This is a genomic window from Herminiimonas sp. Marseille-P9896 (genome assembly GCF_903993245.1).
Taxonomy (GTDB): Bacteria; Pseudomonadota; Gammaproteobacteria; order Burkholderiales; family Burkholderiaceae_D; genus Oxalicibacterium; species Oxalicibacterium contaminans.
The window spans coordinates 807,605-829,582 of the sequence record NZ_CAJEVT010000001.1; the positions used below are offsets into that span (position 1 = coordinate 807,605).

General features: G+C 54.5%; 21 protein-coding genes. 20 read left to right on the forward strand and 1 reads right to left on the reverse strand.

All coding sequences use genetic code 11. From position 1 onward, the window contains the following. Positions 1–9 precede the first annotated feature (9 nt). Positions 10–1,533: a threonine ammonia-lyase, biosynthetic gene (ilvA, locus tag H7U06_RS03990; protein ID WP_175625208.1), complete on the reverse strand. Its 1,524-nt coding sequence runs from the start codon at positions 1,531–1,533 to the stop codon at positions 10–12. 181 nt (positions 1,534–1,714) lie between these two features. Here ilvA and H7U06_RS03995 point away from each other — a divergent pair, with 181 nt between their 5' ends. The 20 genes from H7U06_RS03995 (at position 1,715) to clsB (ending at position 21,899) form a co-directional block, all read left to right on the forward strand. Then, positions 1,715–2,203: a YqaA family protein gene (locus H7U06_RS03995; protein WP_175624880.1), complete on the forward strand. Its 489-nt coding sequence runs from the start codon at positions 1,715–1,717 to the stop codon at positions 2,201–2,203. Positions 2,204–2,344: 141 nt separating this feature from the next. Further along, positions 2,345–6,343, forward strand: coding sequence for an FAD/FMN-binding oxidoreductase (locus H7U06_RS04000; protein ID WP_175624881.1), 3,999 nt, complete (start codon positions 2,345–2,347; stop codon positions 6,341–6,343). Positions 6,344–6,345: 2 nt separating this feature from the next. After that, positions 6,346–6,774 carry an HIT family protein gene (locus tag H7U06_RS04005; protein WP_175624882.1) on the forward strand — a complete coding sequence of 143 codons (429 nt, stop codon included), beginning with the start codon at positions 6,346–6,348 and terminating at the stop codon, positions 6,772–6,774. Positions 6,775–6,851: 77 nt separating this feature from the next. Then, positions 6,852–7,289 (forward strand): gamma-butyrobetaine hydroxylase-like domain-containing protein, encoded by a 438-nt coding sequence (locus H7U06_RS04010; protein WP_175624883.1) that lies wholly within the window; start codon positions 6,852–6,854, stop codon positions 7,287–7,289. 119 nt (positions 7,290–7,408) lie between these two features. Next, positions 7,409–8,143: a bifunctional demethylmenaquinone methyltransferase/2-methoxy-6-polyprenyl-1,4-benzoquinol methylase UbiE gene (ubiE, locus tag H7U06_RS04015; RefSeq protein ID WP_175624884.1), complete on the forward strand. Its 735-nt coding sequence runs from the start codon at positions 7,409–7,411 to the stop codon at positions 8,141–8,143. Positions 8,144–8,155: 12 nt separating this feature from the next. Beyond that, positions 8,156–9,079 carry a Tim44 domain-containing protein gene (locus H7U06_RS04020; RefSeq protein ID WP_175624885.1) on the forward strand — a complete coding sequence of 308 codons (924 nt, stop codon included), beginning with the start codon at positions 8,156–8,158 and terminating at the stop codon, positions 9,077–9,079. Between the two features lie 145 nt (positions 9,080–9,224). Continuing rightward, the gene (locus tag H7U06_RS04025; RefSeq protein WP_175624886.1) at positions 9,225–9,815 is read left to right on the forward strand and encodes an SCP2 domain-containing protein; all 591 of its coding nucleotides are present in this window, start codon (positions 9,225–9,227) and stop codon (positions 9,813–9,815) included. Beyond that, the gene (ubiB, locus tag H7U06_RS04030) at positions 9,812–11,377 is read left to right on the forward strand and encodes a ubiquinone biosynthesis regulatory protein kinase UbiB (RefSeq protein ID WP_175624887.1); all 1,566 of its coding nucleotides are present in this window, start codon (positions 9,812–9,814) and stop codon (positions 11,375–11,377) included. Before H7U06_RS04025 ends, ubiB begins: the two co-directional genes overlap by 4 nt. A 31-nt stretch (positions 11,378–11,408) precedes the next feature. Next, positions 11,409–11,825, forward strand: coding sequence for a PH domain-containing protein (locus H7U06_RS04035; protein ID WP_175624888.1), 417 nt, complete (start codon positions 11,409–11,411; stop codon positions 11,823–11,825). 159 nt (positions 11,826–11,984) lie between these two features. Next, positions 11,985–13,085, forward strand: coding sequence for an ABC transporter ATP-binding protein (locus H7U06_RS04040; RefSeq protein ID WP_175624889.1), 1,101 nt, complete (start codon positions 11,985–11,987; stop codon positions 13,083–13,085). Beyond that, positions 13,078–14,001 (forward strand): ABC transporter permease, encoded by a 924-nt coding sequence (locus H7U06_RS04045; protein WP_175624890.1) that lies wholly within the window; start codon positions 13,078–13,080, stop codon positions 13,999–14,001. Before H7U06_RS04040 ends, H7U06_RS04045 begins: the two co-directional genes overlap by 8 nt. Then, complete coding sequence (locus H7U06_RS04050) at positions 13,994–14,773, forward strand: ABC transporter permease (RefSeq protein ID WP_175624891.1); 780 nt, start codon at positions 13,994–13,996, stop codon at positions 14,771–14,773. The genes H7U06_RS04045 and H7U06_RS04050 overlap by 8 nt, the downstream gene beginning before the upstream one ends. Positions 14,774–14,803: 30 nt before the next feature. After that, entirely contained in the window at positions 14,804–15,865 is a 1,062-nt protein-coding gene (locus tag H7U06_RS04055) for a PotD/PotF family extracellular solute-binding protein (protein ID WP_175624892.1), read from the forward strand. 12 nt (positions 15,866–15,877) lie between these two features. After that, positions 15,878–16,162: a putative quinol monooxygenase gene (locus tag H7U06_RS04060; RefSeq protein ID WP_175624893.1), complete on the forward strand. Its 285-nt coding sequence runs from the start codon at positions 15,878–15,880 to the stop codon at positions 16,160–16,162. Positions 16,163–16,268: 106 nt separating this feature from the next. After that, entirely contained in the window at positions 16,269–16,583 is a 315-nt protein-coding gene (locus H7U06_RS04065; RefSeq protein ID WP_175624894.1) for an FmdB family zinc ribbon protein, read from the forward strand. Between the two features lie 50 nt (positions 16,584–16,633). Then, positions 16,634–17,281, forward strand: coding sequence for a DUF502 domain-containing protein (locus H7U06_RS04070; protein WP_175624895.1), 648 nt, complete (start codon positions 16,634–16,636; stop codon positions 17,279–17,281). Between the two features lie 51 nt (positions 17,282–17,332). Further along, positions 17,333–19,138, forward strand: a complete 1,806-nt coding sequence (gene aspS, locus H7U06_RS04075; RefSeq protein ID WP_175624896.1) for an aspartate--tRNA ligase — start codon at positions 17,333–17,335, stop codon at positions 19,136–19,138. A gap of 91 nt (positions 19,139–19,229) precedes the next feature. Beyond that, positions 19,230–19,730: a dihydroneopterin triphosphate diphosphatase gene (gene nudB, locus H7U06_RS04080; protein ID WP_175624897.1), complete on the forward strand. Its 501-nt coding sequence runs from the start codon at positions 19,230–19,232 to the stop codon at positions 19,728–19,730. A gap of 69 nt (positions 19,731–19,799) precedes the next feature. Beyond that, positions 19,800–20,594 carry an endonuclease/exonuclease/phosphatase family protein gene (locus H7U06_RS04085; RefSeq protein ID WP_175624898.1) on the forward strand — a complete coding sequence of 265 codons (795 nt, stop codon included), beginning with the start codon at positions 19,800–19,802 and terminating at the stop codon, positions 20,592–20,594. A gap of 138 nt (positions 20,595–20,732) precedes the next feature. Beyond that, the gene (clsB, locus tag H7U06_RS04090; protein WP_175624899.1) at positions 20,733–21,899 is read left to right on the forward strand and encodes a cardiolipin synthase ClsB; all 1,167 of its coding nucleotides are present in this window, start codon (positions 20,733–20,735) and stop codon (positions 21,897–21,899) included. The last annotated feature ends 79 nt before the right edge of the window (positions 21,900–21,978 follow it).

Sequence of the window (21,978 nt, forward strand, 5' to 3'; positions counted from 1 at the left end):
CGATGACTTTTACAAAAACAATTTATACACAGGGTTGTCGGTCTCATCCCAGTGGCGATAACCGAGACCTGCAAGCGAAGTGCGGAAGGTTTTCATTTCTTTCTTCGGTACTTGCAAGCCGACCAGGATGCGACCTACATCGCCGCCCTGATTGCGGTAGTGGAACAGGCTGATATTCCAGTTTGGTGCCACGCTGTCGAGGAAGCGCATGAGTGCGCCCGGACGCTCCGGGAATTCGAAACGATACAGGATCTCGTCCTGCGTGAGTTCGCTCTTACCGCCGACCAGGTGACGGATATGGCCTTTCGCCAATTCGTCATGCGTCAGGTCCAGTGTCTTGAAGCCATGCTTTTCAAATAGCTTGGTGATTTTCCCGGCTTCATCACGGTCCGCGATTTGCATGCCGACGAAGATGTGCGCCAGCTTGTCATCGCTGATGCGGTAGTTGAATTCAGTAACGTTGCGCGGGCCTATCAATTCGCAGAAGCGCTTGAAGCTACCGCGTTCTTCCGGAATGGTGACGGCGAATACACCTTCGCGTGCGGTGCCGACGTCGGCCATTTCAGCGACGAAGCGCAGGCGGTCGAAATTCATATTCGCGCCGCTGGCAACCGTAACCAGGGTTTCATTCTTCAATGGCTTCTTGCTGGCGCGGGCACGTTCTATATAAGCCTTGGCACCGGCGACAGCAAGCGCGCCGGATGGCTCGAGGATGCTGCGCGTGTCCTGGAATACATCCTTGATCGCGGTGCATACTTCATTGGTATCGACCACGATGACTTCATCTACATATTGCTTCGCGAGACGGAAGGTTTCTTCACCCACCAGCTTGACCGCAGTACCGTCGGCGAACAGGCCGACATCCGGCAAAGTGATGCGTCGTCCGGCTTGCAGGCTGCGCGCCATCGCATCGGAATCCGAAGTCTGTACACCTATGACTTTGATTTCCGGACGCACGGCTTTGACATAAGCGGCTACACCGGCGATCAGGCCGCCACCGCCGATAGGAACAAAAATCGCATGGATAGGGCCAGCGTGCTGGCGCAGGATTTCCATGCCGATGGTGCCTTGTCCGGCGATCACGTCTGGATCGTCAAATGGGTGGACAAAGGTCAGCTTGAGTTTCTTTTCCAGTGTCAGCGCATGCTGGTAAGCATCGGAATACGAATCGCCGAACAGCACGACTTCACCGCCACGTGCTTTAACTGCTTCCACCTTGACCGATGGAGTCGTGGTCGGCATCACAATCACGGCACGGCACCCGAGTTTGGTGGCGGACAGTGCCACGCCCTGGGCGTGATTGCCAGCCGATGCGCAAATGACGCCGCGCTTCATTTGCGCTGGTGGCAGGTGTGCCATCTTGTTGTACGCGCCGCGCAGCTTGAAGCTGAACACGCTTTGTATGTCTTCGCGTTTGAAGTAAATCTGATTGCCCACACGCTGCGACAGCGTTGGTGCCAGCTCGAGTGGGGATTCCACGGCGACATCGTAGACGCGCGCGGTTAAAACTTTCTTCAAATAGTCGGTAGTCATAGGATTCAATATCATGGGCGCGCTGTGAAAACAGGGTTAGTCTTCGTGCGGCGCAGCACATCATTATAATGGACGACGTTTATTAGCTGTATCGGCATGCTGATATGGCTTTCCCCCACTCAATATGAATGAGCCCCTGATTTGACTTTATTTGCCTTGAATTTGCCGATACGCGTGACGCATGATTGAAAACGCCGTCCAGTGGGTGTTGACGACGCTGGCCGCACCTGAAGTCGGCCTGCTTTCAGTCTTTTTCATCAGCTTTGTTTCGGCGACCCTGTTGCCGCTGGGTTCCGAGCCTGCCGTGTTTGCGGTCGTCAAGGCGAATATAGGCCTGTTCTGGCCGGCTTTGCTGGTGGCGACCGCCGGGAATACCCTGGGCGGTGTGGTCAATTACTGGATGGGGCGGGGTGCGAAGCAGGTATTTGCCAAGGAAAGGGAAACCCGCTGGTTTGGCTGGTTGCAGCGTTTCGGCGCCAAAACCATGCTGCTGGCCTGGCTGCCGGGCATAGGCGACCCGCTGTGCCTGCTGGCCGGATGGCTCAAATTGCCATTCTGGGCCTGCGTACTCTATATGGCGATAGGTAAATTCCTGCGCTACCTGACCATGACCTGGTTGCTGCTCTATATACCTGATGGTTTTTGGCATTATTTGGCGAATGTCTTTTAAAACGCCGGATTTCTCGCTTTTTACCCCTGCTCATACGGATCAGCCCATCATTTTTCCCTTTTCTGCCATGCACGTCTGTCGGGCGTGTTGCAGCGCAATCAGCTAAAATGCGTATTTAGCGTTAATTCAATTGACCCACTGATGAACGCCCCAGTACAAATACAGAACCTTCTGGCGGATGGCCCTGGCGGTGCCGTGCCTACCCGCTTGCGTGAAATTCCCTATAACTACACTTCATTTTCCGACCGCGAAATCGTGATTCGCCTGTTGGGCGAGGATGCATGGCAGCTGCTCGACGAGCTGCGCGGTGCCCGCCAGACCGGTCGTTCCGCACGGATGCTGTACGAAGTGTTGGGCGACATCTGGGTCGTGCAACGCAATCCCTATCTGCAAGACGACCTGCTGGACAATCCCAAGCGTCGCCAGGCTTTGATCGATGCCTTGCACCACCGTCTGGTTGAAGTCGAAAAGCGTCGCACTACCGACCTGGCTACCTCGACTGATGAAAATGCTGCACGTCGCGGTGCTGCGGTCGAAGCCCTGCTGAAATCGGCGCGCAAGGCAGTCACTGCCTTTGGCGAAGAATTCCGTCGTACTTACGATTTGCGCAAACGCGCGAACCGGGTGCTGGGCCGCTATACCGAAAAAGACAATATCAAGTTTGATGGCTTGTCGCGCGTCTCGCACGTGACCGACGCTACCGACTGGCGCGTTGAATATCCGTTTGTGGTGTTGACGCCTGACAGCGAAGATGAAATGGCTGGCCTGGTCAAAGCCTGTATCGAGCTCGGCCTGACCATCATCCCGCGCGGCGGCGGTACCGGTTATACCGGTGGCGCAGTACCGCTGACGCCGATGTCGGCTGTTATCAACACCGAAAAACTGGAAGCGCTGGGCGCGGTTGAAATGACCATGCTGCCAGGCGTAGACCGTGAATACGCAACTATTTATTCGGGTGCTGGCGTCGTGACCAAACGGGTTTCTGATGCGGCAGAAAAAGCCGGTTTCGTGTTTGCGGTTGATCCGACCTCGGCCGAAGCTTCGTGTATAGGCGGCAATATCGCGATGAACGCAGGCGGCAAGAAAGCCGTGCTGTGGGGTACTGCACTCGACAACCTCGCCAGCTGGCGCATGGTTGATCCTAACGGCGACTGGCTGGAAGTCACACGTCTGGAGCACAACCTCGGCAAGATCCATGATGCGCCGGTCGCCAAGTTCAAGCTGGAATGGACGCATCCGGCCGAGAAAGGCCGCGTCAACCAGCCATTCAAGACCGAGACGCTGGAAATCGCTGGCCGCACCTTCCGCAAGGAAGGGCTGGGCAAAGATGTTACCGATAAATTCCTGTCCGGTTTGCCGGGTGTGCAAAAAGAAGGTTGCGATGGCCTGATTACATCGGCGCGCTGGATTCTGCACAAGATGCCCAAGCATACGCGTACCGTGTGCCTGGAATTCTTCGGCCATTCGCGCGATGCGATTCCATCCATCGTCGAGATCAAGGATTTCCTCGATGCCGAAACCAAAAAGGGCGGCGCTATCCTGGCCGGTCTTGAGCATCTGGACGAGCGCTATCTGCGCGCAGTCGGCTATGCGACCAAATCCAAGCGCGGCATCTTGCCGAAGATGGCTTTGTTCGGCGATATCGTCGGTGACGATGAAAACGCGGTAGCGCAAGCTGCATCCGAAGTCGTACGCCTGGCGAATACCCGCGTTGGCGAAGGCTTCGTCGCAGTTAGCCCGGAAGCACGCAAAAAATTCTGGCTCGATCGTGCGCGTACCGCTGCGATCTCCAAACACACCAACGCCTTCAAAATCAATGAAGACGTCGTGATCCCGCTGGATCGCATGGGTGAATATTCGGATGGCATAGAACGCATCAACGTAGAGCTTTCGATAGGCAATAAACTGCAATTGCTGGAAGAGCTGCACACCTTCTTCACCAAGGGCAATCTGCCACTGGGCAAGAGCGATGATGCAGAAGGCGATGACATTCCAGCCGCCGAATTGCTGGAAGATCGCGTGCATCAGGCAGAGGCGCTGATCGCTGCTGCCACCGCACGCTGGACTTATATGCTGGATAACCTCGACCAACCTTTGCGTACTGCGAAGGATGAGTTGGGCGCGCTGGGTCTGGAAAAACTCTTGCCGGTATTCGAAGAGCGTTTGCAGGTGCAACCGGACGCGACCGTATTCGATGTGATCCAGGATCGCACCATACGCGTGTCGTGGAAAACAGAAATCCGTGCGCCATTGCGCCAGATTTTCAGCGGCGCATCGTTCCGCCTGATCCTGGATGAAGCTACTGCCATCCACAAACGTGTATTGCGTGGCCGCGTCTTCGTCGCGCTGCATATGCACGCAGGTGATGGCAACGTGCACACCAACATTCCGGTCAACTCCGATCACTACCAGATGCTGCAGGATGCGCACGCAGCCGTGGCGCGCATCATGGCGCTGGCACGTTCGCTGAACGGTGTGATTTCCGGTGAGCATGGTATCGGTATTACCAAACTCGAATTCCTGACCGAAGCCGAACTGTCCGATTTCCGTTCGTACAAACGACGCATAGATCCGGAAGGCCACTTCAACAAAGGCAAGCTGATGGATATGTCTGAGCTGAGCGCAGATTTGCGCAATGCTTACACTCCATCTTTCGGCTTGATGGGCCATGAATCGCTGATCATGCAACAAAGCGATATCGGTGCGATAGCCAATAGCGTCAAGGATTGCCTGCGTTGCGGTAAATGCAAACCGGTATGTGCGACGCATGTACCGCGTGCCAATTTGCTGTACTCGCCACGTAACAAGATCCTGGCGACTTCATTGCTGGTAGAAGCCTTCCTGTATGAAGAGCAGACCCGTCGCGGCATCTCGATCAAGCATTGGGAAGAGTTCGAAGACGTGGCTGATCACTGCACGGTTTGCCACAAATGCCTGACGCCTTGCCCGGTCGATATCGACTTTGGTGATGTGTCTATGAATATGCGCAACCTGCTGCGCAAGATGAACAAGAAGTCCTTCAATCCGGGTACGGCTGCGTCGATGTTCTTCCTGAATGCGACCGATCCGGCGACCATCAATGCGATGCGCCAGGTCATGATAGGTTGGGGCTACAAGGCGCAGCGCTTTGGTCATGACGTGCTGAAAAAGCTGGCGAAGAAACAGACTTCCGCGCCACGTGCGACAGTCGGCAAGCCGCCTATCAAGGAACAGGTCATCCACTTCATCAACAAGAAGATGCCGGGCAACCTGCCGAAGAAAACGGCGCGCGCCTTGCTCGATATCGAAGACGATAAAGTCGTACCTATCATCCGTGATCCCAAGACCACGACGATGGATACCGAAGCCGTGTTTTATTTCCCGGGTTGCGGTTCCGAGCGCCTGTTCTCGCAGGTAGGTCTGGCGACGCAGGCGATGTTGTGGAACGTCGGCGTGCAAACCGTGTTGCCGCCGGGTTACCTGTGCTGCGGTTATCCGCAACGTGGTTCCGGCAATTACGACAAGGCGGAAAAAATCATCACCGACAATCGCGTGCTGTTCCATCGCATGGCGAATACGTTGAATTACCTGGATATCAAAACCGTCATCGTTTCTTGCGGTACTTGCTACGATCAGTTGCAAGGCTATGAATTCGAGAAAATTTTCCCGGGTTGCCGCATCGTCGACATCCATGAATACCTGATGGAAAAAGGCGTGAAGCTGGAAGGCGTGAACGGCGTGCGTTACATGTATCACGACCCTTGCCACAGCCCGATGAAATTGCAGGATCCGTTGAAAACGGTGAACGCCTTGATCACGACGGTAGACGATCAAAAGATCGAGAAGAATGATCGCTGCTGCGGCGAGTCCGGCACGCTGGCCGTGACGCGTCCGGATATCTCGACCCAGGTGCGCTTCCGCAAGGAAGAAGAAATGACCAAGGGCGCGGATAAATTGCGCGGCGATGGTTTCACAGGTGACGTCAAAATCCTGACTTCGTGCCCGTCGTGCCTGCAAGGCTTGTCGCGTTACAACGAAGACTCGGACACCACTGCTGATTACATCGTGGTCGAAATGGCCAAGCATTTGCTCGGACCTAACTGGTTGCCTGAGTACGTCGATCGCGCCAACAACGGTGGTATCGAACGCGTGCTGGTGTAACGATGGCGGCTTGCGAGTTATGTGAAGAAGGCGGCGGGGAAGTATTGTTCCGCAATGAGCAATTGCGCATCGTGCTGGTAGACGATGCGCAGTACCCCGGCTTTTGTCGCGTGATCTGGAATGCGCACGTAGCAGAAATGACGGATCTGCAACCGGAACAACGTTCGGTTTTGATGAAGACAGTCTGCCAGGTTGAATCTGCCTTGCGTGAAGTGATGCAAGCGGAAAAAATCAATCTGGCCAGCCTCGGCAACATGGTGCCGCATCTGCACTGGCACCTGATCCCACGCTTTAGCGATGACGCGCATTTCCCGAATCCCGTCTGGGCAGCAGTACAACGCCAGACTGCGGACGATATACTGGCGCAGCGTCGCGCCTTGCTGCCTGCATTGCGTACGGCTATCGTGCGCAACGCTAACTGCGGCGCCTGAGTAAATATACCTACAGCACAGAACAATTAATTGGCGGTATGCTTGCCGCCTGCACTCACCCTGAACGAGAGACGATCATGGCTGGTTCCAAACAAACACCTCCTGCGCCGCAACCCACCGGATTGACGGTGCGCAAACAATCGCGCGTACTGGAAATCGAATTCGATGATGGCGCGACTTTTTCGCTACCATTTGAATTGATGCGCGTCTGGTCGCCGTCGGCGGAAGTGCGTGGTCACGGCCCGGGGCAGGAAACCCTGCAGACCGGCCAGCGCAATGTGGAAATCACCGGCGTCGAACCGGTTGGCAATTACGCGATCAAACCTTCTTTCTCCGATGGTCACGATACCGGCATCTTTTCGTGGGAGTATCTGTACCACCTCGGCACCGATAAAGATGCCCTGTGGGAAGACTATCTGCGTCGCCTCGAAGCGGCCGGGTTTACACGTGAAAGCGGACGTGACGCACCGATGAGCAAGGCAGTGACCGGCGGCTCTGGTTGCGGAAGTCATTGATTTGACTGGGTTTGTGAGCAAACTCGAGTTTGAATTTATTGTGTGATCAGCAAGCAAAAAATAATTTTTAACGTTTTCTTCACATCTCAATAACGCTTGTATAATGTAATTGGCTAGCTATGACAAATTCCACACATTTCGGTTACCAAACCGTCGCTGAAGAAGAGAAAGTCCACAAGGTCGCGGAAGTGTTTCACTCCGTTGCCGCCAAGTACGACGTGATGAATGACTTCATGTCGGCGGGTCTGCATCGTGTATGGAAGACCTTCACGATTGCACAAGCTGGTGTGCGCCCCGGTTTCAAAGTGCTGGATATTGCCGGTGGCACGGGTGACCTGGCCAAGGCGTTCGCACGCCAGGCAGGTAGCACCGGTGAAGTCTGGCTGACGGATATTAATGAGTCGATGTTGCGTGTCGGGCGCGATCGACTGTTGAATAAAGGCTTGATTACCCCAACATCCTTATGTGATGCGGAGAAATTGCCTTTCCCCGATAACTATTTTGATCGCGTCAGTGTCGCTTTCGGTTTGCGCAATATGACGCACAAGGATGTGGCGCTGGCAGAAATGCGGCGTGTATTGAAGCCCGGTGGCAAGTTGCTGGTGCTGGAGTTCTCGAAAGTATGGGAGCCATTGCAAAAACCGTATGACGTGTATTCGTTTTCAGTGTTGCCGTGGTTGGGCAAGCGTATTGCAAATGATGCCGAGAGTTACCGGTATCTGGCTGAATCGATCCGCATGCATCCGGATCAGGAAACACTGAAAAAAATGATGCAGGATGCTGGGCTTGAAAGAGTCGAGTATTTTAATTTGACAGCCGGCGTGGCGGCATTGCACACCGGGATTAAACTCTAGGAGACGAGCATTATGAAGAAATTACTTTTGGCAATCGCAGTGATGGTCAGTTCGATGACCTTCATCGCTGTAGAAGCGGAAGCCAAGCGTATGGGTGGCGGCGGTTCTTTTGGTAAGCAATCGCAAAGCTTCCAGCGTCCGGCTCCGGCTCAATCTTCGTCGGCAAGCAGCGCTTCCAAACCTGCAGCAGCACCTGCTGCGGCTGGCGCAGGTGCTGCTGCAGCGGCTAAACCTAGCATGATGAAAAACATCCTCGGCGGCGCATTGCTCGGCCTGGGTCTGGGCGCACTGTTGTCGCACCTGGGTATCGGCGGCGCATTGGCCAGCATGATCAGCACCATCCTGATGGTGGCCCTGTTCGCGTTCGCAGCGATGTTCATCTACCGCATGATCAAAGGCAAAAACGCTGGCAACGGCGCGCAACCTTCGTTCGCGAACGGTTACTCGGCCAAGAACAGCACACCTGATATCGGTTCGGGCCTGAATCAGAACCAGCCTTCGGCCCTGCAATCGGCAGCGCCTATGGCATCCGGTGCTGCATACGGCGCGGCTAATGATTTGCCTGCTGATTTCGATGTGGAGTCGTTCATCCGCAATGCAAAAACCTACTTCATCCGCCTGCAAGCTGCATGGGATAAAGCTGATATCAACGATATCCGTGAATTCACCACGCCGGAAATGTTTGCAGAACTGAAATTGCAATTGCAGGAACGCGGTGCAACTGCGAACGTGACGGACGTAGTAAGCCTCGATGCAGAGTTCTACGGTGTCGAGACCGTTGGCAATGATTACATCGCCAGCATCAAGTTCAGCGGTCTGATCCGTGAAGCTGATTACGCTCCGACCGAGCCATTCACCGAAGCATGGAACCTGTCCAAGCCAGTTACTGGCAATGGCGGTTGGGTATTGGCTGGTATTCAGCAATTACCGCAGTAATTAACGTAACAAAAGCAGGGAATTGCGCTATCCGGTTGTCAGTCAGTTCCGACTTGCCATGTAGATAGTTAGCGACGCCACGCAGCAAACTGCTAAACTTGAAGCCGCCCGTGAATGGTTCACTGGCGGCTTTGTTTTTTTGACGATGACATCTCTTTCTCCTGCCCACATATTCCCTGCCGCGATTAACCACCTGCTTGCGCAGGAAGCGTGGGCCCGTGCCAAGTTGATGCCGCATGCCGGCAAGGTGGCAGTGCTGGACGGCGGTGTACTGGCAGTGCGCCTGAAAGTCAGCGCCGATGGCATGGTGGAGACGGCCGCAGCGGACGATATACCGACTGTGACGATACGCATGCAGCCATCCGATTTGCCGCTGATCATGCAGAATCGGGAACGTGCGTTTTCATACGTCAAAATCGAAGGCGATGCTGATTTTGCCAACACCATCTCGCAACTGAGCCAGTCCTTGCGCTGGGAAGCGGAAGATGACCTGAGCAAGGTAGTGGGCGATATTGCCGCTACCCGCATCGTGTCAGGCGTGCATACTGCTGTGAACACGGCCAAAGCGTTGCATCAGTCCGTCACAGAAAACATCGCCGAATACTTTCTGGAAGAAAATCCCCTATTAATCCGTCCGCAGGCAGTCACCGGCTTTACCGCAGAAGTGACTAAATTGCGTGATGATGTGGCACGACTCGCGAAGCGGATCGAAAAGCTGAAGGGCAGTAAGCAATGATATTGAAATTTCTTCGCGTCTTGAAAATCATCCGTGTCGCCCTGCGTTACGGACTCGATGAAATAGCCATCTCCGGCCTGGCGATTCCACGTACTGCCAAATTCATCAATCAAGTCATGTTCTGGCGCGACTTGTCCGCACCACGTGCGATCCGTTTGCGTCGCGCACTGGAAGACCTCGGTCCTATCTTCGTTAAATTCGGCCAGGTGCTGTCGACCCGTCGCGACCTGATGCCTATCGATATTGCTGATGAGCTGGCGCGCCTGCAGGATCGCGTACCGCCGTTCTCGTCCGAACTGGCAATTGCACAAATCATTAAGTCATTGGGCGCACATCCTGATGTCCTGTTTGCCGAATTTGATCCGGTGCCGGTCGCATCCGCATCCATCGCGCAAGTACACTTCGGTCGCCTGAAAAGCGGCAAGGATGTCGCTATCAAAGTCCTGCGCCCAGGCATCAAGAAATCCATCGATGAAGACGTCGCGCTCATGCACATACTGGCTGGCCTGGTAGAGCGTATGTGGGCAGACGGCAAACGCCTGAAACCTAAAGAAGTGGTCGCCGAATTCGATAAATACCTGCACGACGAACTCGACCTCATGCGCGAAGCGGCCAATGGCAGTCAGTTGCGTCGCAACTTTGCTAACTCTACTTTACTGGTCGTGCCGGAAATGTTCTGGGATTACTGCTCGACTTCGGTAATCGTGATGGAACGCATGGTTGGTATCCCGATCTCGCAGACCGACAGACTGATAGCGGCTGGTGTCGACCTGAAGAAGCTTTCTCGTGATGGCGTGGAAATTTTCTTTACGCAAGTCTTCCGCGATGGTTTCTTCCATGCCGATATGCATCCTGGAAATATCCAGGTATCGGTCGAGCCTGCGACGTTCGGCAGCTATATCGCATTGGACTTCGGCATCGTCGGTACGCTGAACGACTTCGACAAGGATTACCTGTCGCAAAACTTCCTTGCCTTCTTCCGTCGTGACTATAAGCGCGTCGCGGAAGCACATATTGAATCAGGCTGGGCCCCGAAAGACACGCGTGTCGACGAACTGGAATCGGCAGTGCGTGCATGCTGCGAACCTATTTTTGACCGGCCCTTGAGTGAGATTTCATTTGGTCAGGTCTTGCTGCGGCTGTTCCAGACTTCACGTCGTTTCAATGTCGAAGTGCAGCCGCAACTGGTGCTGTTGCAAAAGACTTTGCTCAACGTTGAGGGGCTCGGACGTCAGCTCGATCCGGAACTGGATTTGTGGAAAACCGCTAAGCCTTATCTGGAAAACTGGATGAACGAGCAAGTCGGCTGGCGCGGCCTGTGGGAAAACCTGAAAGCTGAAGCACCGCGTTACAGCAAGCTGCTGCCGCAATTGCCGCGCTTGGCGCATCAGGCTTTGACCCAGGCTTCGCAGCCGCAGCATGACAATACGGAACTGATCAGACGCTTGCTGGAAGAACAGAAGCGCACTAATCTCTTGCTCGGCGTCGCGGTCTACTTCGGTGGCGGCCTGGTTGCTGGCGGGATTTTGACGCTGGTGTTTTTTACCTTTATAGGTGGATAAAGCAGTAAAAACATATTTACAGGGGGCAGTAATGCCTACGATCTATCGTTCCAAAGTTGATGTCTGGTTGTTCGTCGTACTCGCCTTCGCCGCGCTGGCAGCCTTGTATTCGGCCGTGCAGACGATGGCCGCAGGTACCACCGGCGCTACCGGGGTGGCAGTACTGATCGCAGTAGTCGGCGTCGGCCTGCCACTGTGGCTGCTGTTTTCTACCCGCTACACTTTGCAGGCTACACATCTGTTGGCGCAAAGTGGCCCATTCAAATGGGTCGTACCTCTGGCTGATATCAAAAGCATCACGCCCAGCAACAATCCACTTTCCAGTCCGGCGCTGTCGCTGGACCGCTTGCGTATCGATTACGGTAAAGGTCGGATGTTGCTGATTTCCCCGCGCGATAAAGAGAGGTTTCTGCAGGATATCGAAGCAGCCCGTCGCGCCATCGCCTGAGTCCGGCTCCGCTGTCCAGTTGGGCTGGTTTTCCCCCGCCGAGCCGTCAGCCGCGACAGTCCTGGTTCTGATGCGCCATTTTTGAGAAATCAGGCGCGCTATTTGCTACAATTGCCCCGGTTTTTGTATCTATCCCTTGCAGCCCCGGCCCAGGACAAGATGGCGCTCCTCGAAATTCGCAATCTCATTCGTCGCTTCGGCGACAACACCGTAGTCGACAACATCAGTCTCTCGATAGAGGCGGGTGAGTTCTTTACTTTGCTCGGACCTTCGGGCTGCGGTAAGACGACACTCTTGCGCATGATCGCAGGCTTCGATGTGCCTGATGCAGGGCAAATCCTGCTGGATGGTGTCGACCTGACCGGCGTGCCGCCTGAACAGCGTCCGGTGCGTACCGTATTCCAGAACTACGCTTTGTTCCCACATATGACGGTGGGCGGCAATATTGCCTTCCCGCTGGAAATGGCAAATACCCCTAAAGCCGAGATCCAGAAAAAAGTCGAAGAAGCGCTGGAAGACGTGCGCCTCACCGGTTTCGCTGCGCGTTATCCGCATGAGCTGTCTGGCGGACAACGTCAACGGGTGTCGATTGCACGGGCACTGGTGACACATCCTAAATTGCTGTTGCTGGATGAACCCTTGTCGGCACTCGATGCACAGTTGCGCGAACAGATGCAGATTGAATTGATCAACCTGCAAAAAGAAGTCGGCATTACCTTTATCTACGTCACGCATGACCAGGCCGAAGCGCTGGCTTTGTCGCACCGGATTGCGGTGATGAATAAAGGCCAGGTCGAGCAGCTGGATGAACCTACCCGTATTTATAGCTACCCGCGCAGCCGCTTCGTGGCTGACTTTATCGGTACCTGTAATCTGTTTGATGGTGTCGTGACCAGGATCAATGGCGACATGATGTGGCTGGATGTGCCGGGCATGGGTGAGGTTAAGGCCTTTACCTCGCCAGGCGTGACAGTTGGCAGCAAAGGGACGATAGCCCTGCGCCCCGAAAAGACGCAGGTCAGCGCCGAAATAGTGCGGGGCGTGGCGGACGAGAACCACTTTGATGGTTACGTCAAAGAGTTGCTGTATATGGGTGGCGTGACTGTCTACATCGTCGAAACTGAAGGCGGCGTGCGCATAGAAACCATGCTGGCGAATTCGGCCATCGGTCGTCCGCGCTTCTTTGAAGTCGGCGATGCGGTGGACGTAGCCTGGCGTGTCGATGCCGGGCATTTCCTGCCGGAAGTGGACCATGTCTGACGCAGTGGTTACACCTGCAAGCAGCAAGCCGGTGAGCGGCAAGGGTGGTCTGGCGCGCTGGTTGATCAGCGGGCCGCCGCTGCTGTACCTGATTTTCTTCTTTGCGGTGCCGACACTGATCATGGTGTTTGCATCGTTCCGCTTCCCTGGCGATTACGGTGGCCTGGCGCCACTGTTCGATGCAGGCGGCGCACTCAATCTGACACTGGAAAACTTTGAGCCGTTCTTCACCAGTTTTATCTATACCTGGGTTTTCCTGAAGTCGTTTTTATATGCGATCGTGACCACGCTGGCTTGTCTGGTGATGGCGTATCCGGTCGCGCTGCTGATTGCGCGCAGCCCGCAAAAATGGCGCAACCTGCTGATCTTGCTGGTCATCCTGCCGTTCTGGAGTAACTTCCTGATCCGCATTTATGCGTGGATGATTTTGTTGGGTCCGCAATCACTGATCACGCGTGGCCTGAACGCGGTGCTGGACGTATTTGGTTTCGAGCCTGTGACACTGCTGTATAGCGGCTTCGCTGTGATCGTCGGCCTGGTGTATGTGCATTTGCCGTTTATGGTCTTGCCGCTGTATGCGAATCTGGAGAAGCACGATCCGGCCTTGCTGGATGCGGCGCAAGACCTGGGTGCAGGCAAGTGGCAGATCTTCTGGCGCGTGACTTTCCCGCTTTCCTTGCCGGGTGTGTATGCCGGTGCGGCGCTGGTGTTTATTCCTGCGCTGGGTATCTTTGCGGTGTCCGACATTCTGGGTGGTACCGGCGGCCTGATGATAGGTAATGTCATCAAGCAGCAATTCCTCGAGTCGCGCGACTGGCCCTTCGGCAGCGTGCTGTCCATCATGCTGACACTGGCAGCGTTGGCAGCGGCTGGCCTGGCCGCATTGCTGGCACGCCCACGGAGGAAGCATGCATAAGACGCGTCCTCATTCGATAGGGCTGACCCTGGCGGTGGTGTTGGTCTATGCTTTCCTGTACGTACCGCTGGCGATCGTGGTGGTCTATTCGTTTAACGATTCGCGCCTGAATGCGGAGTGGGTCGGATTTACGCTGGACTGGTATCGCACCCTGTTTGCCAATAAGGAGATGCTGCAGGCAGCAGGCAACTCGCTGATCATTGCGCTGGTTTCCAGTCTGGTATCGACCGCCTTGGGCACGATGGCTGGTTTTGCGCTGCATCGTTACAAGAGTCGTGTATTGCAGGTGCTGGTGCTGACGCCGATCGCGATACCTGAAATCCTGGTTGGTGTGTCCTTGCTGATTTTCTTCGTCATGCTGAATCTGACACTGGGTATGTTGTCGGTGACGCTGGCGCATATTGCTTTCAGCATGGGCTTTGTCGCCATCGTCGTGCGTTCGCGCCTGAGTGGTATGGATGAGAGCCTGACCGAAGCGGCGCGCGATTGTGGTGCGACGCCGTTGCAGGCCTTCCGCCGTGTGACTTTGCCATTGATCATGCCGGGTGTGCTGGCGGGGGCGTTGATGGCCTTCACGCTGTCTATCGACGATTTTGTGATTACCTTCTTTACCGCGGGTGCGAATACCTCGACCTTGCCACTGCAAATCTATTCGATGATCAAGATCGCAGTGACGCCGGAAGTGAATGCGGTTTCCACCCTGTTGATGGCTTTGACCTTGTTCCTGATCGTGATTGCTTCCAAGTTGTCGCCGAGCGCATTCCGCTCCTGATTCTGCTCCTGATTTTTACCCGGGACCGCCATGAAAAAAATAGTCACGACCCTGCTGCTTGCTCTCGTTGCCATATCAGCACAGGCGCAAGGCAAGCTCCATCTGTATAACTGGAACAATTACATCTCGGATGAGACGGTACGCCGTTTTGAAACGGCGTGTAAATGCCAGCTGGTGCAAAGCTACTATGGCGACAATGAAGAGATGCTGGCGAAGCTGGCGGCCGGTGCCAAGGGCTATGACCTCATCGTGCCGACCGGTAATGCGCTGCAGTCGCTGATTCGTCAGGGGGCATTGCAGCCGCTGGACAAGAGCAAGCTGCCGAATCTCAAGAACCTCAATCCGCAATACCTGAATACCGAATTCGACAAAGGTAACCAGTACTCGGTGCCTTATGCGTACACCATCACCATGCTCGGTTATAACGAGCAGAAGATGAAAGAGCTGGGTATCAAGGTGGATAGCTGGGCGGCGATTTTTGATCCTGCCATCCTGGCCAAGATCAAGGGCAAGGTCACCGTGCTTGATTCAGCCAATGAATTGATGGCGGCAGCATTGAAATACCTCGGTTATTCCATCAATGACACCGATGAAAAGCATTGGGAAGAAGCCAAGAACATGATCCTGAAAGCCAAGCCGTATTGGGCGGCCTTCAATGGCACCAGCTATATCAAAGGTTTGACGGTAGGGGATATCTGGCTGGTGCACGGTTATTCCAGTGACATCTTCCAGGCGGACCTGGATGCGCAGAGTGCCGGACGTAAATTCCGTATCCGCCACGCCTTGCCGAAGGAAGGTGCAGCGATGTCGCTCGATAGCCTGGTGATCCCTAAAGATGCGCCGCGGCCTGACCTCGCTCATCTATTCATCAATCTGGTACTGGACGGCAAAAATTCGGCGGAATTGACCAATATGCTGGGTACCGGCAATCCGAACAAGGCCGCGCTGCCGTTCATCAATCCGGAAATTGCCGGGAACCGGGAAATCTTCCCCGACAAGGCTGAAAGCGCCAAGCTGGAAATGCTGAAAGATTTGAATAGCAAACAACGTCGTGCGCTCAATCGTGTCTGGACAGAAATCCGTGTCCGCTAAATTGCTGCCAACATGCTGAAAGTCATCGCGCAGGATTTCATCCGGCCGGAACATATAGAGACGGTGCGTCCGTGGTACGAAGAATTGGTCGCCAAAACACGTCTTGAAAAAGATTGTATTTCCTACCATCTATACACCGATCAAAAGGATCCCGGCCATTTTGTCTTCATAGAAGAGTGGCCAGATCGACAAGCTTTGGATGCCCATTGCCAGACTGAACACTTCCGTCGCCTGGTTCCATTGATCGATGCCTGCCAGCGCCAGCCCGGAACTTTCCTGCTGATGGATGCTTTTTAGGCTGAAGTGAGGCCAGTGGCGGCACTTGAGTTACAAGTCCCCGGTAAAACGGGGCAGAAAACCTTTATAATTCAGGGTTTTGGATGATTTTTGCGGGAATTTTTTCATGCCGATTTATGCGTATCGCTGCGAAGCGTGTGGTTTTGCCAAAGATGTATTGCAAAAGATATCTGATCCAGTGCTGACCGATTGCCCGACTTGCGGCAAGGCGACCTTCAAAAAGCAACTGACTGCGGCTGGTTTCCAGCTCAAGGGTACCGGCTGGTATGTAACGGATTTCCGTGGTGGCCAGGGTGGTACGACTGCGCCTGCGGTTTCGTCTACAGCGGCGGATGCCCCCAAGGCGGATAGTGCAGCAACACCAGCAGCCCCGGCTGCAGCACCTGCGGCAAGTGCCGCAACAGGCAGTTCGGAGTCCTGATAATTTCGGCGTGCCGCATCGCAGCGGCAGCTTACTTACGGTAGAAAATCATGCGTAAATATTTTGTTACCGGTTTATTGATCCTGGTTCCGCTCGCAATTACTTTGTGGGTGTTGAACCTGATCGTTGGTACGATGGATCAGTCGCTGCTCTTGCTGCCTGCGCGCTGGCGGCCGGAAGCCCTGTTTGGTTTTGCGATACCTGGCCTCGGTACGATACTGACCTTGCTGGTCATCTTCCTGACCGGTCTCGCGACCCGTAACTTCATCGGTAATCGTGTTGTCGCCTTGTGGGAATCCATCCTGCATCGCATCCCTGTATTCAACACGATTTACTCCAGCGTCAAACAAGTCTCGGATACGCTGTTTTCTTCGTCCGGTAATGCATTCCGCAAAGCGCTGTTGATCGAGTACCCGCGCAAGGGAGCCTGGACCATCGCGTTCCTGACCGGTGCGCCGGGTGGTGACGTGCGTAATCATCTGGTGGGCGACTATGTCAGCGTATATGTGCCGACCACGCCTAACCCGACTTCGGGTTTCTTCCTGATGATTCCGCGCGCAGATACGGTAGAACTCGATATGAGTGTCGATGAAGCGTTGAAATACATCGTCTCCATGGGCGTCGTGACGCCGGAGCACCAGGAAAAGAAACTCATCGTTGATCCGAATCAAACGCAAGCGAACGATACACCACAATAATTAACGATCGCGTACTACAGCGATTGCATCACCTGAAACTGGAAATTCACTATGTCTATGCGAACTCATTACTGCGGCCTTACCTCTGAAGCGCTGCTCGACCAAACCGTCAGCCTGTGCGGCTGGGTACATCGTCGTCGTGACCACGGCGGCGTGATCTTCATCGACTTGCGCGATCGGGAAGGTCTGGTGCAGGTGGTATGCGATCCTGATCGCGTCGATGTCTTCAAGGCAGCAGAAGCGGTCCGTAATGAATTCTGCCTGCGCATCACCGGCGTAGTACGCAGCCGTCCTGAAGGTACCAGCAACGCCAACCTGACTTCAGGCAAGATCGAAGTACTGGCGCACGAACTGGAAGTATTGAACGCGTCGGTTACGCCACCGTTCCAGCTGGACGACGACAACCTGTCGGAAACCACACGCCTGACGCATCGCGTGCTGGACCTGCGTCGCCCGCAAATGCAAAACAACCTGCGCCTGCGTTACAAGGTCACGATGGAAGTGCGTAAATTCCTCGACGCACAAGGCTTTATCGACATCGAAACACCGATGCTGACCAAGTCGACTCCGGAAGGCGCACGCGATTACCTGGTGCCATCCCGTGTTAACGCTGGTCACTTCTTCGCGTTGCCGCAATCGCCGCAGTTGTTCAAACAATTGCTGATGGTTGCCAACTTCGACCGTTACTATCAAATCACCAAATGCTTCCGCGATGAAGATTTGCGTGCTGATCGCCAGCCAGAATTTACCCAGATCGATTGCGAAACATCGTTCATGAATGAACAGGAAATCCGTGACCTGTTTGAAAACATGATCCGTCTGGTCTTCAAAAACGCACTCAACGTCGACCTGCCTAACCCATTCCCGGTCATGGATTACGCCACCGCGATGGGCCTGTATGGTTCCGATAAACCGGACATGCGCGTCAAGCTGGCATTCACCGACCTGACCGACATCATGAAAGATGTTGAATTCAAAGTGTTCTCCGGTGCAGCCAATATGGAAGGCGGCCGCGTAGTCGGTCTGCGCGTTCCAGGCGGCGGCGCGATGCCGCGTTCCGAGATCGATGCTTACACCCAATTCGTTGCGATCTACGGCGCGAAAGGCCTGGCTTACATCAAGGTCAATGAAAAAGCGAAAGGCCGTGACGGTCTGCAATCGCCTATCGTCAAAAATATCCACGACGAAGCATTGGCAAAAATCATCGAAGCAACTGGCGCACAAGACGGCGATCTGATTTTCTTCGGCGCTGACAAAGCTAAAGTGGTCAACGATGCGATTGGCGCATTGCGTGTCAAAGTCGGTCACAGCGATTTCGGCAAGAAGAGCGGTTTGTTCGACGACGAATGGCGTCCATTGTGGGTGGTCGATTTCCCGATGTTCGAGTTCGACGAAGAAAACCAACGCTGGTCGGCGACCCATCATCCGTTCACCGCGCCAAAAGATGGTCACGAAGATTTGATGGAAACCGATCCGGGCAAATGTATCGCTAAAGCCTACGATATGGTCCTCAACGGTTGGGAACTGGGCGGCGGTTCGGTCCGTATCCACCGTGCTGACGTACAAAGCAAAGTATTCCGTGCATTGAAGATCGGTGCAGAAGAAGCGCAATTGAAATTCGGCTTCCTGCTGGATGCATTGCAATACGGTGCGCCACCGCATGGTGGTCTGGCATTTGGCCTGGATCGTATCGTCACCATGATGACCGGTGCAGAATCGATCCGTGACGTGATCGCTTTCCCGAAAACCCAGCGTGCGCAATGTTTGTTGACACAAGCGCCGTCGGAAGTGGACGAGAAGCAATTGCGCGAATTGCACATCCGTCTGCGCAATGTGGAACCTGCAGTCAAAGCGTAATCACGTTTTTACGGCATAATAAAAAGGCGCGGGATTCCGCGCCTTTTTTGCATCTTTTTATCCTTCTTCGTTTGCCGTCTGGTGATCTGTAATGACTGCGCAATACAAAATTCCCGAATCAGTACTGGTCGTCATCCATACCGCCGAGATGGAAGTCTTGCTTATAGAGCGCGCTGACCGCCCGGGATTCTGGCAATCGGTGACTGGTTCCAAGGATGTTGAGAACGAACTCTTGCTGGAAACCGCTGTCAGAGAAGTGGCAGAGGAAACCGGTATTGTTGTACAGAATTTATCGACGCCGGTGCCCGCAGCATCGGAGTTTTCAGCTGTTGCCCTGGAAAATCTACAAGACTGGCAACTTTCCAACGTTTATGAAATCTATCCTGTGTGGCGTCATCGCTATGCACCAGGTGTGACTCAAAATACCGAGCATGTATTCGGTTTGCTGGTGCCGCGTGAGATACCGATAGTGCTGGCACCGCGCGAGCATCTGAATTTTATTTGGTTGCCGCATCGGGAGGCTGCTGACAGGTGTTTCTCTTCGTCGAATGCCGAAGCGATATTGCAACTTCCCATGCACATGAAGATTTGAAGCGGATATATTTTCATCTGATGGATTTTGGTTTTTAACTTACGTTTAAGACTTAGGCCATACAACAGCATGCAATTACGTATCACGACGTACAACATACACAAGGGCGTCTCCTCCTTCGGCAGTCGCCCGCGCATACACGCACTCAAGCAAGCAATTAATTCGATGAAGTCCGACGTGTTATTCCTGCAGGAAGTGCAGGGGCGGCATGATTTGCACGCCCTCAAACACGCGACTGATTGGCCCGAGTTATCGCAGCAGGATTTTCTCGCTGGCGATTCGCATGAATGTGCGTATGGCATGAATGCAGTTTATGACCACGGTCATCATGGTAATGCGCTGTTGAGCTGCTATCCCATCCTGTCGTCGCGCAATCAAAACATCTCCGATCATCGCTATGAGTCACGTGGCATCCTGCACTGCGTCGTGCGTGCGCCGGAAGCCGAAGTGCATTGCTTCGTGATTCACCTGGGTTTGTTTGCCGGTAGCCGTAAGCGCCAAACGGAAGCATTGATAGAAGCGGTGACCAACTCGGCCAAGCCGGGTGACCCCCTCATCATCGCCGGTGACTTCAATGACTGGAGTAATGACCTGAGCGAAGAGTTGCGTGCGCGTCTCGGTGTGAACGAGGTCTATGATGAAAACCTCGTCAAACGCGGCTTTGGTACCTATATCCGGCAACTAGCCGGGCGCGGTCCCAAGATACAGCCAGCACGTACTTTCCCGGCCGCCATGCCCTTTTTAAGGCTGGACCGGATTTATGTACGCGGTTTCAAAGTAGAATCAGCGGAAGTCTTGCATGGAGCGATCTGGGCCAAGCTGTCTGATCACGCACCTTTGGTTGCAACCCTGCGCCTGAAATAGCATATGGTTGGCCGTCGACAGAGCGGCGGCGCATGCGGTTATGCGCTTATAAAACAGCTGGCAAGGGACGGCCTGTGTATTCCTGCCTTACTTTAGTCAGCATTCCGACTCACCATTCATTGCAAGGCATTCCTGCTTATGCGTTCAGTCAGTTTCACCGGCAATAACGACATCCAGCTCCTGCATTGTGGCGGTGAATACTTTCCTGCATTGATCCAGGCCTTTGACAATGCGACGCAGGAAATCTATCTCGAGACGTATATCTTTGCCGATGATGTCACGGCGAATCTGATCAAGGAAGCCTTGATACGTGCTGCGCAACGCGGCGTGATAGTGAATGTGCTGACCGACTGGCTGGGTACCGGCAACAAGGAATCGGCCTTGTTGCATCGGGAATTCCAGAAGCATGGTGTCGAGCATCGCAGCTTTAATCCACTCTTCATACGCGGCATCGCCCGCATGCATCGCAAAGTGTGCGTGGTTGATCGTATCGAAGCCTTTCTTGGCGGCCTGAATATCGTCGATGACATGCATGACGATGGTGACGTGCATATAGCCTTGCCTGCACCGCGCTGGGATTTTGCCGTGCGCGTGACTGGGCCGCTGGTAGCGACCATCCATTGGGAAGTGGCTGTGCATTGGGCGCGCCTGGGTAGCCTGAGCTGGCGCACGCGCTGGGCGACGTTCAGGGAGCTGCGCCAGAATAAACCGAGTGATGCGCGCGAGCCCATGGTGGCGGGGCTGGTGATGCGCGATAACTTGCGGCATAGGCGCACGATACAAACCGCCTACCTGAAGGCACTCGGTAGCGCGCGCCACACTGCCTTGCTGGCCAATCCTTATTTTGCACCCGGGCGCCGCTTGCGCAACGGCCTGGCGCAGGCGGCGCGGCGCGGGGTCGATGTGACCTTGTTGCTGGGCATAGGTCACTATCGTTTCCAGGATGTGGTGGCGCGTTCCTTTTATCGCGGCTTGCTGAAGGCAGGCGTCAAGATAGTTGAATATCGCAAGACCCATTTGCATGGCAAGGTCGCCGTGATTGATGACACCTGGGCGACTGTCGGTTCCAGTAATTGCGATGGCTTCAGCCTGTTCCTGAACCAGGAAGCGAATGTGGTGGTGCTCGATACCGAGTTCGCGCAAAAATTGCGGGCACAGATAGAGCAGGGTATCGCCGATGGCGTGGTGATGAACTGGGAAGAGTACGCCAACATCCCGCTCTACAAACGCATCTTTTATCGCTTCTCCTACTTCATCTATAAAAACATGATGCGTGTCATGACCTGGGGTAAGTCTAACGAGTAGTGATCGCTTGTCACCATCATCACTTCGGAAGACTGCCGTCTATAGACAGTAGATTTCAGGCCCTCGCCGACGTACATTT